Source organism: Mesorhizobium sp. U510, from assembly GCF_059180695.1.
Genome location: NZ_CP180532.1, coordinates 2,384,187 through 2,400,330, shown reverse-complemented (window position 1 = coordinate 2,400,330; position 16,144 = coordinate 2,384,187). Strand labels below are relative to the sequence as shown.

Annotated in this window: 12 protein-coding genes and 1 tRNA gene; 3 read left to right on the top strand and 10 right to left on the bottom strand. The window is 62.7% G+C overall.

The window, feature by feature from the left end; all coding sequences use genetic code 11:
• Nucleotides 1–17 precede the first annotated feature (17 nt).
• From ACLGL5_RS13400 to ACLGL5_RS13380, 5 genes are all read right to left on the bottom strand, one after another.
• A complete protein-coding gene (locus tag ACLGL5_RS13400; RefSeq protein WP_069091272.1) occupies nt 18–2,045 on the bottom strand; it encodes an aldo/keto reductase in 2,028 nt (675 codons plus the stop codon).
• Nucleotides 2,046–2,081: 36 nt separating this feature from the next.
• Nucleotides 2,082–3,161 carry an ABC transporter ATP-binding protein gene (locus ACLGL5_RS13395; RefSeq protein ID WP_019860420.1) on the bottom strand — a complete coding sequence of 360 codons (1,080 nt, stop codon included), beginning with the start codon at nt 3,159–3,161 and terminating at the stop codon, nt 2,082–2,084.
• An 8-nt stretch (nt 3,162–3,169) separates the two neighbouring features.
• Entirely contained in the window at nt 3,170–4,006 is an 837-nt protein-coding gene (locus ACLGL5_RS13390) for a carbohydrate ABC transporter permease (RefSeq protein ID WP_019860421.1), read from the bottom strand.
• Nucleotides 4,003–4,863: a carbohydrate ABC transporter permease gene (locus ACLGL5_RS13385; protein WP_069091271.1), complete on the bottom strand. Its 861-nt coding sequence runs from the start codon at nt 4,861–4,863 to the stop codon at nt 4,003–4,005. The genes ACLGL5_RS13390 and ACLGL5_RS13385 overlap by 4 nt, the downstream gene beginning before the upstream one ends.
• A gap of 95 nt (nt 4,864–4,958) precedes the next feature.
• A complete protein-coding gene (locus ACLGL5_RS13380; protein ID WP_019860423.1) occupies nt 4,959–6,230 on the bottom strand; it encodes an ABC transporter substrate-binding protein in 1,272 nt (423 codons plus the stop codon).
• Between the two features lie 104 nt (nt 6,231–6,334).
• Between ACLGL5_RS13380 and ACLGL5_RS13375 the strand changes: the two genes are divergently transcribed.
• From ACLGL5_RS13375 to ACLGL5_RS13365, 3 genes are all read left to right on the top strand, one after another.
• Nucleotides 6,335–7,207 carry a helix-turn-helix domain-containing protein gene (locus ACLGL5_RS13375; protein ID WP_064980434.1) on the top strand — a complete coding sequence of 291 codons (873 nt, stop codon included), beginning with the start codon at nt 6,335–6,337 and terminating at the stop codon, nt 7,205–7,207.
• Nucleotides 7,208–7,511: 304 nt separating this feature from the next.
• Nucleotides 7,512–7,587: transfer RNA gene (locus ACLGL5_RS13370), tRNA-Phe, on the top strand.
• Between the two features lie 212 nt (nt 7,588–7,799).
• Nucleotides 7,800–9,110, top strand: a complete 1,311-nt coding sequence (locus ACLGL5_RS13365) for a tyrosine-type recombinase/integrase (RefSeq protein WP_069093304.1) — start codon at nt 7,800–7,802, stop codon at nt 9,108–9,110.
• A gap of 100 nt (nt 9,111–9,210) precedes the next feature.
• On the opposite strand, the gene ACLGL5_RS13360 is transcribed toward ACLGL5_RS13365, so the two are convergent.
• From ACLGL5_RS13360 to ACLGL5_RS13340, 5 genes are read right to left on the bottom strand one after another with little or no spacing between them, the layout of a single operon-like run.
• Nucleotides 9,211–11,853, bottom strand: coding sequence for a GAP1-N1 domain-containing protein (locus ACLGL5_RS13360; RefSeq protein WP_069091270.1), 2,643 nt, complete (start codon nt 11,851–11,853; stop codon nt 9,211–9,213).
• Nucleotides 11,854–11,855: 2 nt separating this feature from the next.
• Nucleotides 11,856–12,701: a TRAFAC clade GTPase domain-containing protein gene (locus ACLGL5_RS13355; RefSeq protein ID WP_069091269.1), complete on the bottom strand. Its 846-nt coding sequence runs from the start codon at nt 12,699–12,701 to the stop codon at nt 11,856–11,858.
• Nucleotides 12,698–13,729, bottom strand: coding sequence for a TRAFAC clade GTPase domain-containing protein (locus ACLGL5_RS13350; RefSeq protein WP_069091268.1), 1,032 nt, complete (start codon nt 13,727–13,729; stop codon nt 12,698–12,700). The genes ACLGL5_RS13355 and ACLGL5_RS13350 overlap by 4 nt, the downstream gene beginning before the upstream one ends.
• Nucleotides 13,726–14,754 (bottom strand): GTPase-associated system all-helical protein GASH, encoded by a 1,029-nt coding sequence (locus ACLGL5_RS13345; protein WP_069091267.1) that lies wholly within the window; start codon nt 14,752–14,754, stop codon nt 13,726–13,728. The genes ACLGL5_RS13350 and ACLGL5_RS13345 overlap by 4 nt, the downstream gene beginning before the upstream one ends.
• Nucleotides 14,754–16,115 (bottom strand): metallophosphoesterase, encoded by a 1,362-nt coding sequence (locus tag ACLGL5_RS13340; RefSeq protein ID WP_494372920.1) that lies wholly within the window; start codon nt 16,113–16,115, stop codon nt 14,754–14,756. The genes ACLGL5_RS13345 and ACLGL5_RS13340 overlap by 1 nt, the downstream gene beginning before the upstream one ends.
• Between the last annotated feature and the right edge of the window lie 29 nt (nt 16,116–16,144).

The following is a 16,144-nucleotide window of genomic DNA, read 5'->3' as shown; positions in this document are numbered from 1 at the left end:
TTTTGCGACCTGTTCTATCAGGCCGCGTGCAGGCTGCCGCCGTCCAGCCACTCGAGATCGGCCGGCGAAAGCGCGATGTCCAGCGCCCGCAGGCTGTCTTCCAACTCGCCCAGCGTGCGCGGCCCGATCAATGGGACCGACGGGAAGGGCTGGTTGAGCACATAGGCCAAAGCAACATGGATCGGGCTCTTGCGCAGTCGCGCGGCGAGCTCGATGGCGCGGTCGCGGCGGCCGAAATTGCGCTCCGAATACCAGACCCGCACCAGTTCCTCGCTGTCGCGCCTGTCGCGCCCGGCGCGCTCGGTGAAGAAGCCACGGCCCTGGCTCGACCAGGCGAAATTCGGCATCTGCCTGGATGTCAGCCAGGCCTTCCAGTCGTCGGTGGACGAAGCCACACAACCCGCCCAGATCGGCTCCAGCATCTCGGCCAGCGAAAAATTGTTGGAGAGCGCGCCGGGCTTCTGCTTGCCGGCGCGCTCGGCATAGGCAATCGCCTCGTCCATGCGCTGCATCGTCCAGTTCGAGCCGCCGAACGGGCCACGGATGCGCCCGGCCTTCACCTCACGGTCCATGGCATCGACGAACTCGCCGACCGGCACATCCGGATTGTCGCGGTGCATGAAATAGATGTCGACATGGTCGGTCTGCAGGCGGTCGAGCGACTGGGCAAGCTGCTTGCCGATCACGTCGGGATAGCAGAGCGGCGAATGCGCGCCCTTGGCGATGATCACCGACTGCTCGCGCACGCCGCGGTTCTGCAACCACTGGCCAAGCAGCGTCTCGGTGTAGCCGCCGCCGTAGACAAAACCGGTGTCGAAGAGATTGCCGCCGGCCTCGAAGAAGGCATCGAGCAGGATCGAGCCCGAGGAGAAAGTGCGGAAATCCTCGAAGCCGAGCGCCACCACCGACGCCGGCTTCACCAGGCCCGGAATGGTGCGCTTGCCGATCGCCGTGCCGCCCGACCGCAAAGGCCTGCCGGAGATGGTGCTGGTGCGCAGCGGGGCCTTTTCGATCTCGTACTCCAGCCCGACGGCAGCGCGCCACCTGTCGAGCACCCGCAAGGTGCCGAGACTGTCGGCCCAATCCATGCCCGGCCAGGCGAATTCCTGCCGCCCGGCGAGGATGGCCTCGCCGGCGCCGTCGACCTCGAAGGAATAGACATGGCGCTTTTCATCGACGCTGATCGTCTCGCGCGAACCGTCGGCGCCGATCACGTCGATCCGGCCGAGGCCGACATCGCGATTTCCGCCGGCGAACCAGAAGTCCGGCACTTCGATGCGGCCCTTGGTGCCGAGGATACGCAGCACATTGTCCTGGTTCAGCGAGATGCTGCAGGAAACCTCGGCGACGATGCCGCCGGGAAAATGCAGCAGCGCCGAGGCCCATTCGTCGACGCCGGACTGGCCAAGATGAGCGGTGCCAACCACCTTGTCTGGCTCGGCGAAGGGGAGGCCCGCTGCCGCCCCGGCAATCAGCCGCGCCATCGAGACGGTATAGCCGCCGACGTCCAGTATGCCGCCGCCGGCAGAATCATTGGCAAAGAGCCGGTGCCGCGGCATGAAGCCCGGCATGGCGAAGCCGAAGCTGGACTTGATCATCCTGACCTCGCCGATGACGCCCGACTTGATCAGTTCCACCAGCTTCAGCGTCTGAGGGTGCAGCCGGTACATGAAGGCTTCGCCGAGAAAGGTGCCGGCCTTGCGCGCGGCATGGAACATGGCGTCGGCCTCGAAGGCGGTCAGCGCCAGCGGCTTTTCGCACAGCACGTGCTTGCCCGCTTCCGCGGCCCGGATCGCCCATTGCGCATGGCCGGGATGTGGAACCGCGATGTAGATCGCATCGATGTCGGGATCGGCTAGCAACGCTTCGTAGCCGTCGACGATGCGGGCGCCGGGAAAATTCCCGGCGAGGCTCGGCTTGCTCGGATTGCGCGCGCCGATGGCGACCAGTTTTCCGGTGCGCGAAGCGGCCACGCCGCCGGCGAAGGCCTGGGCGATGCTGCCCGGGCCGAGAATGCCCCAGCGAATGGGCGTGGTTGCGGTCATTGTCATTCTCCTTGAAGGCTGGAATGGGGCGGCCGGTCAGCGCAGCCGCAGCCCTTTTTCGTCGAACAGGTAGGATTTGCGGATGGAAACGGTGACTTCGGAGGTTGTGGGAACCTTCGCCGCGTCGCGCTGGATCACCACGTCTTCGCCATGGGCCGTTCGGGCGTAGAGGAAGCTCGTGCCGCCGAGATGCTCGACCACGTCGATGGCGACGACAAGGTCGGTGTCGCCTTCCCCGGCGCTGCCGAAATGTTCGGGCCGCACGCCGACGATGACCTTGCTGCCCACTTCTGGCGCGGCGCCGGCCAATGGCTGGGTGATACGGGTCTTCTCCTGGCCCGCCAACTCGACCACGACGCCACGCGCATCCTGCCCGACGATTTGCGCCTTGATGAAGTTCATCTTCGGCGAGCCGACAAACCCGGCCACGAACAGATTGTCGGGATCGTCATAGAGATCGAGCGGTCGGCCGATCTGCTCGATATGGCCGGCGCGCAGCACGACGATCCGGTCGGCGAGCGTCATCGCTTCGGTCTGGTCGTGCGTGACGTAGATCATGGTGGCGCCGAGCTCCTTGTGCAGGCGCGAGATCTCGACCCGCATCTGGACGCGCAGTTCGGCGTCGAGATTGGAGAGCGGCTCGTCGAACAGGAACACTTGCGGCTCGCGCACGATGGCGCGGCCGATGGCGACGCGCTGACGCTGGCCGCCGGAGAGTTTCCTCGGGCGCCGGTCCATCAATTCGCTGATGCGCAGGATCTCGGCCGCGCGCTTCACCCGCCGGTCGGTGTCGGCCTTGGGGTTGCCGGTCATGCGCAGCCCGAAGGAGAGATTTTGCTCGACGCTCATATGCGGATAGAGCGCGTAGGACTGGAACACCATGGCGATGCCTCGATCGGCCGGCTCGACATCGTTGACCAGTTTGCCGCCGATGGCAATCTCGCCGCCGCTGATGTCCTCGAGCCCGGCGATCATCCTGAGCAGGGTCGACTTGCCGCAGCCGGACGGGCCGACGAAGACGACGAACTCACCGTGCTTGATGTCGATGTTGGCGCCATGGACGACTTCGAAGGCGCCGAAGCGCTTGACCACATTGCTCAGCGTAACGGTTGCCATGCTGCCTCTTACTTGACTGCGCCGGCGGCGATGCCGGCGATGAAATGGCGCTGCAGAAGCACGAAGACGATCAGCATCGGCACGGTGAGCATCACGGCCCCTGCCATGATGCCGCCCCACGACACTTTGGTGAGGCCGATCAGGGTGCCGAGCGCCACCGGCGCCGTCATCGAACCGGGCTGGCTGTTGATCAAAAGCGGCCAGAGATAATTGTTCCAGGAGGCGAGGAACAGGATGATGGCGAGTGCGGCCAGCATCGGCCGCGCCAGCGGCAGCGCGACAAAGAGGAAGATGCGCCACTCCTTCACACCTTCGACGCGGGCGGCGTCGAAGAGGTCGTCCGGCATCATCGAAAAACTTTGCCGCATGAACAGCACACCGAGTGAATTGAACAGCGGCGGCACGATCAGCGCCACCCAGGTGTTGGCGAGCTGGAAGTCGCGCGCCACCATGATGAATTGCGGGATCAGCACCACCGCATAGGGCAGCGTGATGGTGCCGAAGATGATGCCGACGACCACGCCTTTGCCGAAGAACTGGTAGCGCGCCAGCGCCCAGCCGGCCATCGACGTCAACAGCACCGACAGGAAGGTGTAGGTCACCGCCACCGAGACGGAGATGCCGATGGCGCCGACGAAATTGGTGTCGCGCTGCAGATTGTTGAAATTGTCGACGAAATTGCCGTGCGGCAAGAGCTCGATGCCGGGGCTGAAGATGCCGTTGTCGGGCATCGTCGAGAACACCACCATCATCCACAGCGGGAACAGCCAGATCAGCGCCAGCGGTGTGAGGAAAAGATGCAGCGCGATGCTGCGCCTCAGGCGGGCGGAGGAGAGCGAACTCATTGCTTTTCCCTCGTCAGCCACAGCTGCACCAGCGTGATCGCGATCGCCAGCGCCGCCATGGTGTAGGCGACGGCCGAGGCATAGCCGAAATTGAGCGACCGGAACCCCTGGCGGTAGAGCAGCAGGCCGAGCGTCTCGGTGCCGCCGCCCGGCCCGCCGCGCTCGGTGATCAGGAAGGGCTCGGTGAACAATTGCATGGTGCCGATGATCGACAGCACCAGGCAAAACACGATGACCGGCTTCAACAGCGGCAAGGTGATGTGGAAGAACTGCTTGAGCTTGCTGACGCGGTCGAGCGTCGCCGCCTCGTAGACATCCTCGGGGATGGATTGCATGCCGGCCAGAAGGATAATGGCGTTGTAGCCGGCCCAGCGCCAGGTGACAGCGATCATGATCAGCGCCATGGCCGGCGTGACATTGGAGAACCAGTCGATCTTGGGCAGCCCGATGCTGTTCAGGAGCTTGTTGATGATGCCGAAATCGAGGCTGAACATCAGCCGGAACACCGCCGAATAGGCGACCTCACCGACCACCACCGGGGCGAAGAAGGCGAAGCGATAGAGGCCCCTCGCCTTGAGGAGCGGCGAATTCAAAAGCACGGCCATCACCATGGCCAGCGCGATCATCACCGGCACCTGGATGACGAGGATGAGCAACGTGTTCTTCAGCGCGTTGAAGAAGGCCGGATCGCCGATCAGACGGCCCCAGTTGAAGCCCGGCGCGAAACGCCAGGGCACGGTGCGTGTCGCCTGGAAGGAGATCATGAACGACGAGATGATCGGCCACACCCAGAAGACGGAGAAGATCAGCAGATAAGGCGCCAGAAAACGATAGGCCGTGGCGTTGCGGTTGCGCATCCTGCTCCTCCTCCCTCATATCCGGTGTTTCAGACAAGCTCGCAGGCGACAGGGTCCGGGCGGCAAGAGTCGTCCCGGACCCCATACCTGGGAGGTTATGACTTGACCGGCAGTCCGGTCGCCGCGGCGATCTGTTTTGCCGCATCGTCGAGTGCCGCCTTGGCGTCGGGATAGCCGCCGGCCAGATATTTGGTCTGCACCGCGCGGACGATGATTTCGGCATCGCTCTGGAACTGCGTGCCGCGGCTGGGGACGACCTTGGGCAAGGTGCCCAGAATATCCTTCCACACCGCCTGGCCACCCCAATAGGGCAGGCCTTGGCTGACATAAGGATCATTCAGCGCCGAGACCAGCGAAGGGACGAGACCAAACTCCTTCAGCATGGTGATCTGGCCTTCATTGGTTCCGAGCGTGTATTTCAGATACTCGTAGGCCGCTTCCTTGTTCTTCGAGGCCGAGGTGATGGCCAGCGACGAGCCGCCGAGATTGGCGGCGCGCGGACCGTCGGCGGTTAGGCTCGGCATTAGATAGACGCCCCATTTGCCGTTCTCGCCGGCCGATTCGGTGCGGATTGTGCCTTCATACCAGCCGCCATAGACTTGGGTGGCGACGGTGCCCGCCGTGTTGTTGGTGATCTTGGTGCCCCAGTCGGCGGACGACACGATGCCGGCGTCCTTCATCTCCTTGACCTTGGTCATGGCGTCGACGCATTTGGGTTCGCTGACCGTGATCGACTGGCCGTCCTCGGCGAAATAGGCGCAGCCCTGCTCGTTGGAGATCATGCGGAAGAATTCACTGTCGCCGTTGAAATCGGCATTGGTCATCGAGACGCCCGGATTGGCCGCCTGGATCTTCTTGCCGGCGGCGATGAAATCGTCCCAGGTCTTGATCGATGCCGGATCGACGCCGGCCTTCTCGTAGAAGTCGCGGCGATAGAAGGCGGCGACGGGCCCGGAATCCCACGGCATGGCATAGGCCTTGTCGCCGACCTCAAGTTCGGTGCGTTTGAAATCGGGGAATTTCTTCTGGTCCTCGGCACTGTAGCCCAGCGTATGCAGGTCGACGAAGCAGTCGGGGAACTGGCTCCAGTAATTCTCGGCTTCGCCGTTCTCGATGGTGACGATGTCGGGCAGACCGACGCCGCCGGCCGCACAGCCGGCGATCGACTTGTCGTAGGTCGGCTGGTTGCCGAGATCCTGAACCGTGACCTTGATGTCGGGATGCAGCTTGTTGAAGCCGGCAACCGTCGCCTTCAGCGACGAAGCGGCGACATTCCAGCTCCAGATGGTGATTTCGCCGGACTGCGCAAAGGCCGGGGCTGAGCCCAGGGCAAGCGCGAGCGCGGCGCAAGTCAGTGTGATGCGCATTGAAATCCTCCCATTTCATTTGCTCTCTCTGCGAGCGTGGCTACACTATTCGGCGCGGAAGGCTTGTCGCCGACAAAGGGAATACGGAATTGGCGGAAAGTAAGATGCCGGAACGGCCGTTTTACCAGCCGGGCGCCAGCAGCGTGGAGGGCCTGCCGCTGCTCCTGCAGATGTTTCACACCGCTCCGCTGGTGATGCTCAAGCCGCACTGGCATGCCCAGGTCGAGGTGAATTTCATCGTGCGCGGCAGCGTGCACTACCGCATGAACGAGCACGAAATCTCACTTTCGGCCGGCGAGATGTGCTTCTTCTGGGGCGGCCTGCCGCACCAGATGGACGATCTCAGCGACGACGCCATCTATGCCGGCGCGCATCTGCCGCTGGTGCATTTCTTCCGGCTGCATCTGCCGGCGGACGTGCGCCACCGGCTGATGACGGGCGCGACGCTGGTGACCAGCGCCACCGACCAATCCGACAACGACAATTTCGCCCGCTGGAACCGCTATGCCCGCTCGGGCGATCCGGCCAAGGCCGAACACGCCGTCAACGAGCTTCTGCTGCGGCTGGAGCGGGTGCGGTTCGAACCCTACAGGCTGGTGCCAGAGACGGCGGCCGGGCAGGAAGCCGGCAGTGCGTTCGACCAGCAATCCTCGCGCAATGTCGGGCGCATGTGCGATTTCATCGCCGAGAATTTCCTCTACGACATCGATTGCATGAACATAGCGGCGGCGGCCGATATCCATCCCAAATACGCCATGAGCCTGTTCAAGAAATCGACCGGCATGACGCTCAACGAATATGTCAACCTTTTGCGGCTGAGCTACGCGCAGGCGCTTCTGATGCATCAGGATGCCAATGTGCTGCGCGTCGCCATGGACTCCGGTTTCGGCTCGCTCAGCGCCTTCAACAAGTCCTTCCGCAAGCTGGCCGGCATGACCCCCTCCGACTTCCGCAAAGGCGTGGCCGGCGCCAGGTAGGGCGACAGCTCGTTGCCCCCGCGGCATCTCCACCGTCGGCTAACGAGGGATCCCGGCGGTTGCAGCGCGGCATGGCGGCGCTAGGACAGAGGCCAAAGGGCAGAAGGAGGCCAGCCCGCGCGCCATTGCGGTTGTGAAAGCGCCTGAGGAGGCCGGCCTTTCCACAACCTCGCTTTTCCTGCCGGAAATCGCCACCTAGGCGCTGGACAGGCTAAATTCCCGTGCTATAACCCACGCGCTTTCAAGGGGTGCCCCACGGCGCCTTCATGAAATCCGGTTCACGCGTTTTCGTTTGCCGGAACAGGCCCAGATAGCTCAGTTGGTAGAGCAGCGGACTGAAAATCCGCGTGTCGGTGGTTCGAATCCGCCTCTGGGCACCATCCCCTCCTCTCCCGACATTCCCTTTCGCCGAAGCCTCTACGCTTCTGTCTCGTCAACTAGCTGAAATACTTACTGATTTCGGCGCGCAAAGCGCGGATGGTCGGGTTTTGTGGAATTTCGGCGCAGTTGATCCAACGAGGCGGGGGGCTGGTATTTTCGCTGGTATTGGAGATCCTGATGGTATCGATGCAGCCAAATGGAGGTCCGGAAAATGGCCCTTTCCGACGTAAAATGCCGAAATGCCCGACCCATTTCTAAGCTCGTAAAATTGTCTGACGGTGGCGGGCTCCAGCTTTGGGTGCAGCCTACCGGATCTCGCCTATGGCGCCTCGCCTATCGTTTTGGCGGCAAGCAGAAGCTTCTGGCGTTGGGCAGCTATCCCCTCATCTCCCTCGCTGAGGCACGCGAGGCGCGCGATACCGCCAAACGTCTCCTCCTACGTGGCATCGACCCCGCACAGGAGCGTAAGTCGCAAAAGGCTTCGGCGGAGGACACCTTTCGCTCAATCGCGGAGGACTATGTCGACAAGCTGAAGAAGGAGGGACGTGCCGACCGGACCATCACCAAGGTCAAATGGCTGCTCGACTTTGCCTATCCAACGTTTGGGGACAAAAGCGTTCGGGAGATCGATCCGGCCACAATTCTTGCCGCTCTCCGCAGCGTGGAGGTTCGCGGTCGATACGAGTCGGCAAGGCGAATGCGCTCCACCATCGGCAGCGTGTTTCGATATGCAATCGCAACCGCACGCGCCGATGTAGATCCGACGATCGCCCTGAGGGGCGCACTCGTCGGTCCGACGGTCACGCCGCGTGCCGCGGTTACCGATCCTAAGGCCTTGGGAGGCTTGCTGAGGGCGATTAATGCATTTGACGGACAGCCGACAACCCGAGCCGCTCTGAAGCTGATGGCCCTGCTGTTCCCCCGCCCCGGCGAGCTGCGCGCGGCCGGATGGGACGAGTTCGATTTCGAGAGCTCCGTGTGGAGCATCCCTGAAGGACGCATGAAGATGCGACGGCCGCACCGCGTACCTCTTTCCAGGCAGGCCGTCAGCGTCCTGACCTCACTTAGAGAAATCTCTGGTGGTGGATCGCTGTTGTTTCCTAGTGTTAGATCGGGTTCGCGTCCGATTTCCGACAACACGCTTAACGCCGCCCTTCGCCGTATGGGCTATGGCAAAGAAGAAGCTACCGCGCACGGCTTTCGAGCAACGGCATCAACTCTGCTAAACGAATGCGGCAAGTGGCACCCGGACGCCGTAGAGCGGCAGCTGGCCCACATTGAGAACAACGACGTTCGGCGCGCCTACGCCCGGGCAGAGCACTGGGAAGAGCGCGTCAGGATGATGCAATGGTGGGCCGATTATCTGGATGAACTCGAGAGCAAAAACTCGCGGGTGGTCTCAATCGGGGGACGCGAGGCAAGCCTGCTGTCCATACATCCTCGCGAGGGTCTAGTTTGGAAGCCAACAGCGACGGTTCGCCAAACGACGAGACGAACCTCCAACCTCCGAAAATCACACTGAACCCCGTCGAAAACACCGAGACTGGGCGCCCAATGTTGCAGGCCCCGAGGGTCATCGTTTTCCGCAGGAAATCAATACGTTAAGTTGGCCGACGAAGTGCTCAATCGCGCCAATCGTACTTCGCCGAAGGATTGGCCCGCACCTGCGAAATCGCGTTCTCGACGGCCTTCCGGCAGCCTTCCGGCAGCTTGCCAACATCGGAGGCGATCAGCTTGATGTAAGCCTCACCGTCGTGCTGCTTGGCCACCCGACGGATGATCCTGGCTATCTCGTTGGCGCGGCAGGCGGTCAGGGCAAGGTCGCGGGGCGGCCACGACGACGACATGAAGGCGTCGATGAGCTCATGCCGCACCGCCTTGCACCGATCCCAATCCATGAACGGGATGAACTTGAAGAATTCGGGCAGGTCGTCGGCCTTGGCAAACTCGCGATGGATCGGGGGAAACACCGCTGCGACCATAAGCGACACGGGCCGGTTGCGTGAACGCAGCAGGGTCGGCAAGAGGTAGCCGGCGGCCTCGAGAAGAGCGCTGGGGATGGCCTTCTCGGCGTCGAACATGAAGGCCGCGCAGGCCTTCACCGCCTCCTCGTCCAGATCGAAGCTGCGGCGATCCCGCAAGACCTGAGCTACCTCCGCGACCGACAAGACCATCCGAAGCCTGGCCGGCTGGGTCGCCTTCCTGAAGGCAACCATGTTCCGGCTGGCAATGGCCGCGTCAACGTTCTTCGCCAGGCCGATTCGGGCGGCCCATGCGCCGTCTAGCTGATCCCCCACTATGCTGAGCATCGATGCCAGGAACGCGACCTCGTCATTACCGAAGCGGCAGCCAAGGCAACGGCTGAGAGCATGTTGGGCCAATTTCACCTTCGTGTCGCCAGGCAGCCCGTCAAGCACGCGTGGCAAGATCTTGACGAACGTCGCGATCGGAAGCGCATCGCTGGACACGGCGCGGAGTCGCAAGTCGGGAGCCCGCGTCGTCAGCCTGTCGATCGCGCGCTCCCCCACTACCTTGTCGACGAGCATAGCAGCGAACTGCCGGTCATCGGCTTGGCGCAGGAGATCGAGCAACATCGTGGTGGCTGCCGCCTGATCAAGCGCATCGCTATCCGCGAGCCAGCGCGCATCCTCGACGCTGGGGATCAGCGTCCGGGCAATCATAGCGTCGCGGCTCGTAGTGGGCGAAAGTGACACGAGCGCCGACCGCACCTCCGCTCCGGAAGAGGCGGAGAGCGCCCTGTCCAGAACTAAACCGGAGAGCTGTGCCGCGCCGAAGTTGTTGACCTCCCCAAGGCGACGCAATTCTATCGCCAACTGCGGACCATCAAGCCGGCCGAGCAGCGGCTCTGCGGCGGGGATCTGCCAATCCTCAGTCAGCAGCGGTAGCAGACTTCGGCCAATCACATCGAGCGTGGCAGCATCGAGCTGCGGCAGGACCTGTCCAAGGCGATCGACAAGCGGGGGGTCATCGGCAACACGCCCGATCAGCGGCCCATCCTGGGCCAGCAGCCGCCCCAGTACCGAGGCATTGGCTTCGAGCAGCGCGCGCGCTGCTCGGTCCGTGAACGCGCCTCCGATGCCCGACGCGATCTTCGGCAGCAGGTCGGCGACCACACCCCGCGGATCGTCCTGCGACAGTAGCGCGACGGCGCCTTCCGGCGCACGCGCGGCGAGCTGTTCGACCGCCTCGGCGACTGCAGCCCGACCCATGGGCATCGATCGCCCCTGCAGCTTACGGGCGAGCGCGCCCAGGAAGCTCCATGCTTCGACCTCGGGGAAAGTCGCGGAAGCCTGATGCGCCGCACTCGCCAGCGACGGCTCGATCGCCGTAAGGGCGAGAGAGTCGCGAACCTTGCCGGAATTGGCGATGTCCAGCAGCCCGAGCGCCGCCGTCGGCGTGGTGTGCAGCTTCGCGACCAGTTCGTCCCACAGCATCGCTATGCGAAACGCGGCTGTGTTGTCGATGTCCGGATCGCCTCCGCCAACCAGTTCAACCTCGGTGGCAGAGAGTAGCCGCGGATAGACTTGGTCGAAAACCCGAGACACGATCGCCCGGGTCCACGGGTGCCGACCGCCCTGAGCCGAGCGACCATCCACTCGGCGGCCGTTCCAGTCCGCGAACTTCGCCCGCGCATCCTTCGGCGCGAACACTAGATCGAAGTCGCGGCCCGCGACCTTGCGGGGTGACAGTGCGAACGTCGAGACCGCGAACCGCCGACGGAGCGACGGCCACAGCGCGGTCAGCAGGCGCGTCGCGATGAGATCGGGATCGACGGCATCAAGAACGACAACCGGTCTCGCCTCTTCGAGGAAGAGCGCCTCCAGCAGTTCACTGCCACCGAAACCAGTAGCGGGTGGAAGCGGCTCTGCCGGCGTCGCACGCACGACGACTTGAGTCGCGTCACTGTCGTCGGGAAGCCGATCTATGCCCACCAGATCAAGATAGGCAGATATGCCCTCGGCCTCGGCCCAATCTGTCATCGGGATGATCAGGCTCAAGGTCCGCACGCATCCGGCCCGGGCAACCGTCAAGTCCTGCCATGTCCGCGCCAGAACGAAGTGCTGAGCGCCGGGGAGCGGATAGGCCGTCAGATAAGATTCGAAACGTTCACGCGGACGCAGCGGTCCCGCCACGTCCGACAGCCGATCGACGACCGACTGGTCATCCTTTGGAAGTTGCGCGGACGCGGCTAAGAGCTGATGCCCTTGCCGATATCCATGGACCTGACGTTCGATGACGGACACGGTCAGCTACCGACCGCCCACGCAATTGGCAGGGTGAGGTCTGTGTCCTTTTGCCAGACCCCCTCGTCATCCTGCACGGCGACCCAGCCTCGACCGTCCAATCCGTTCTCCTGTACATCGTTCCTACAGATATCGTCGACTTTCAGATCGCCGCCGACAACGCTGAGGCCGAAGACCCGCAGGTCAATCGCCTCGATGTCTTTGAGGCGGCCCGCGAGCAGAGGGTACTCGCGTTCGAGCCAAGCCTTTGGCCCCATCGCGAATTTCTGTTGATCGACTATGTCCCACGCGCTGACCACGATGGAGACGCGAGGCGGCTGCCCGTCCGGTCGTTCCGACAGCGTGGTTTCCAGAAACCGCAGCAACTCACACAGCATCACCTGGGTTGGCATCCCCTCATCATCGGCGTTGCCCAGCTTGGCCAGTAGCTGCTTCGAAGTCACCCAGTTCAACGGGCGGACGTCGGCCTCCGAGTTAACGCGTACGAACAGCAGTGCTCCGTTGGCCGACCGCATCTCCTCCATCAGCGCGGTCGCGACTTCCCCATGCTCGGCGGCGTTCAGCCACAGCTCTCCTGAAATGTCTGGGATAACGATCGTCGTCTGCTCGCCGCCCTTCTCAGCCGCCACCACCACCTCGAAGTCGCGCCTGTCGTCGGCGTGCTCAGATCGCGGCGCGAAGTTGCCTGAATATAGGTGATCAGCGACATCAAGGACGAAGCGGATGTCCTTGGGCTGCACGGCCGCATGCAGGAGACCCCTTCCCGCGTCGAGTGCAGGCCAGACGCGCCCAACATAGTTGGTCTTTCCAGAGTCAGGACCGCCAAGAAGCACGATCGAGCGACTCATCGATCACTCCTGTAGCCGATGTAGGAGCGCGCGCCCTCTGCAGGGTCAGAGGGTGCCCAAAATTTCACGGGCGGCAGGCCGCTGGTTGTGGAGGCGGTGATGAGACTATCGAGGCCGAAGCCGGGCTTCACCTGCTCGTCGTTATCGGAGAATGGCGCGACTGGCACGACGGTTGCCGTCACCCCCCGCTTCGCCAACTCCGCCTCTAGGCGGGTCGTGATTGCGGCCGACGGCTCGCCGGCATCACGATGGGTAATCACGAGCAGCAGCTTTGGCAGCTCGCCGCCGAGCAGTGTTCCCAGCCGGCCAGCAAGCTGGCCTACTCGCGAAATAACGCCCTGCCGGCGCTCCTTGTTCTCAAGCGCGCGACCGTCCAGCACGACCCAGATCACCTCGGCTGCCTTGAGGAACTCGAAGCGGTCGGCCCGAGAGGTGCCGACTAACTCGGTTGTCCATTCCCCAGGGAGGTCGGGCAGAGCGAGATCGACTCGCCGGCCATCCGAATCACGGACCAAGCGCATATGCAGGAAACCAGGGCGCCGGTCATCGGACAGTTCGGTGTGTACGGTCATCTGCTCGGGCGGGTTGCCCGCATCCCATTCACGAGCGCCCCGCGCGATGTCCTCGAACGCCATGAGGCTCTTGCTATCGGCGAACATCCATCCGGCCAGCTCAGCGTTCGAGATCATCAGGTACAGACTGGCGAGACAGGCGGTCTTGCCCGACTCTGGATCGCCCAGGATACCGATCACGGTCACATAGCGCGACGCCATCATTTTGGAGATCGCGTCGGAGCCAAGCATCCTGCTTGACGGAAACGCGGAGGTGCCCGTCGGTCGTTCGAGCACAGGCGCACCAATGGCGGACAGAGCAGTTGGGTCTGACGGCTCGCCTTTGCTGGCCGAATCAACAGCGGTCGCCGATGCCGCGTTGCCAACACGATGCTCGCAGGTCGCCGGATCGCGTTCCAGTGCACACGTCCCGGTCTCCCCGACCGTGCAACCATCGAAATTGCATGCGGCACTCACAGCTTCAGGACTCCGTTGTCATACATTCTGCTCAGACCGGCCTCGAGCAGGGCGCGACCGGCCCAGGTCGACGCTTTGCGCTTCTCGTCGGCTCCGGAGGTGTCGACTTCGCCGGTTGCTAGGGAGTGTAGGAGCGGGAAAACAGACGAATGGCGAGCAACAAGAGTCGAATTGAACGATGCTGCGAGCAACTGACGGTCTTCGCCGATCACCTCGATCAGTTCCTTAAGGTCAAGTTCAGGATCCTCGTCGAGCGTGCGGAGCACAAGATCGTAATGCAAATCTGCGGGAAGGCGGCGAAGATGACCGGCCGCCTCAATTCCACAGGCCACGAGGCGCAGTGGCTCGGCCATGCCGCCAAACGCACGTTTCAGCAACCGGCTTCGGTTAAGTTGCACCCACCAAAGGAAATCGAGTTCTTCCCGATCAAGTGCAGCGTTCCGCCGAAGCGCATCGATCGTAGCCCCAGTCGCCTCCTTGAAAGTCGTTGTGGGTTCGGCCCCTTCGCCGATCGTCACAGCCAAGTTGCCCACGTCGGGAACCGCAGTGCGCTCGCGAGCCTTGTCCGCCGCCAACTGGCTGCGCTTCTGCGCTAGGTCTAGCACTTCGCGACGCAGTTTCTCGCGCTTTTCTTCAGTCAGTGTTGGCTGAAACGCCAGTGCGGACCACAAGGCGTTCGAGTAGATATCAGCAATCGTCCAGCCGCCAGTGCCGGGAACGCTAGCAAGGATCGAAAGGGCGGCAATGCCGGCGCAGACACCAACGTCAAGGGGGCTCTCAGTGTAGAGGAAGGCGGAGGCGTGCTTCTGCAATGCTTCCTGCACCTCAAGGCCGAAATCGTCACAGGGTTGACCATCGCCTCCTAGCGAGTCGGCGATCATCTCGGCCTTATTTAGAATCTTGCCGACATCGGTAATCTTGCCCCAAGCGGCGGAAAGCTTCCGTATGGCCGCTCGCCGCGCATCGACATCCTCGTTCGTCGGCGCAAGCGACGTGATCCTCATATGCACCGGAAGATTGTCCATTACACGTCTCTCTCTTCTCGTTCGCTTATCAGCCTATCGATCATCGAATTCACGTCTGGGAGCCTGCCCTCCCGGACAAGCCAGTCAAAGAGCCGCCGCTCCAGACCTTGGTTCATTCGCTCGTTGGATTCGACAGGGAGGGCATCGAGCTCTACGAGGATCTTCAGCCGTTCGCTCTCATAGAGGTCGCGGAAAAACCGCAGGAGGGCGAGTTCGTAGCCTTCGGCATCCGGCGGCATTGGCGCTAGCTCCCCTGGGCTGGTCTCCACACCTTCAGCGGGAACCAGTTCGACGTTTGGCTCAGCCTCTGCATCACGCCCACCGACATGCGCCTCCTCCGCGGACGCGGTCGGTACTGGACCAACCTTCTTGAAGTTCGAAGATCCCAGCGTGAAGCGCGGCTCCTTGCCGCCAAGGCGCTTGTCGTCCGCCTCGAAGCAAGTCTTGACCGGGTTCCATACGCGCGGATGTATCGTGACAACGAGGTTATCCGTCCCATCGTCCCAGTCGAATTCAAGAATGTTGTACGTGAAGGTATAGATGTCATTAGATCGGAACGGAACAGCGGCGCCGGCGGCGAGCATCATCACGTCACAGCCCTTCTCGACCCGGTCAATGTTGACCTTTGGATCGTGTTCATGGCCAGAGATGAACACGCGCGCCCGGCTGCGCACATACTGAAGAACATCCGCAGCATCCTTATACCAGTTCAGCGGATGGTGGGCGAGGACAACGTTCTCCTCACCCGCGTGCCGGGGGATGACGAACTGACGTTCACCCATCACGAGCTCCGGCTGGTCGTCCCGCTCCTCTCCATGGCACAGTAGCGAAGAGTTGAGCCGGACGAACCTGATCCACCGATCCGGTCCCACCTCGATGCGGAGGTTGGTTGCGTATTTCGCCTCCTCGTCGAGCCCGCAGTTGTAGCCGATGCAAAACCGGCCGTATTCCTCGAATCTGGAGAAGAGTGTCGCGCGGTCGTTCTCGTTCGAGATGACCTTCTCGTATTCCGCCGGGCCACCCGCCCGGATGAAGTCGAGGAGCTTCCCGCCGCCGATGGATAATTTGTCGCGATCGAGGTCGTGATTCCCTGGGATCATCTGGACCCGATGGATCGGGCACCCGATCCCTTGGGCGAGAGTATCAAGCCACTTGCCTGCGGCTTCGTATTGTTCGGCCTTGCCCGAAAACGCGATGTCGCCCGTGACGAGAATGCCCTGCGCCGCGCCCGACGGCAGGCCGGCGACCACCTCCGCCGCGTCCGTGACCAGCTCCTTCTTCACATCGTCATGGATGTGAACGACGTGGTCGCGTTCCTGGCCAAAATGAATGTCCGATACGTGGACGAAGATCGCCGCCATAAATCCCCCGATTCGCAATCGTTGTGCGA

Excerpts from the sequence above, each read along its gene's own strand:
- ACLGL5_RS13345 (WP_069091267.1), bottom strand. The coding sequence starts at position 14,754 with ATGGACAATCTTCCGGTGCATATGAGGATCACGTCGCTTGCGCCGACG.
- ACLGL5_RS13385 (WP_069091271.1), bottom strand. The coding sequence starts at position 4,863 with ATGCGCAACCGCAACGCCACGGCCTATCGTTTTCTGGCGCCTTATCTG.
- ACLGL5_RS13390 (WP_019860421.1), bottom strand. The coding sequence starts at position 4,006 with ATGAGTTCGCTCTCCTCCGCCCGCCTGAGGCGCAGCATCGCGCTGCAT.
- ACLGL5_RS13395 (WP_019860420.1), bottom strand. The coding sequence starts at position 3,161 with ATGGCAACCGTTACGCTGAGCAATGTGGTCAAGCGCTTCGGCGCCTTC.
- ACLGL5_RS13365 (WP_069093304.1), top strand. The coding sequence starts at position 7,800 with ATGGCCCTTTCCGACGTAAAATGCCGAAATGCCCGACCCATTTCTAAG.
- ACLGL5_RS13380 (WP_019860423.1), bottom strand. The coding sequence starts at position 6,230 with ATGCGCATCACACTGACTTGCGCCGCGCTCGCGCTTGCCCTGGGCTCA.
- ACLGL5_RS13340 (WP_494372920.1), bottom strand. The coding sequence starts at position 16,115 with ATGGCGGCGATCTTCGTCCACGTATCGGACATTCATTTTGGCCAGGAA.
- ACLGL5_RS13355 (WP_069091269.1), bottom strand. The coding sequence starts at position 12,701 with ATGAGTCGCTCGATCGTGCTTCTTGGCGGTCCTGACTCTGGAAAGACC.
- ACLGL5_RS13375 (WP_064980434.1), top strand. The coding sequence starts at position 6,335 with ATGCCGGAACGGCCGTTTTACCAGCCGGGCGCCAGCAGCGTGGAGGGC.
- ACLGL5_RS13400 (WP_069091272.1), bottom strand. The coding sequence starts at position 2,045 with ATGACCGCAACCACGCCCATTCGCTGGGGCATTCTCGGCCCGGGCAGC.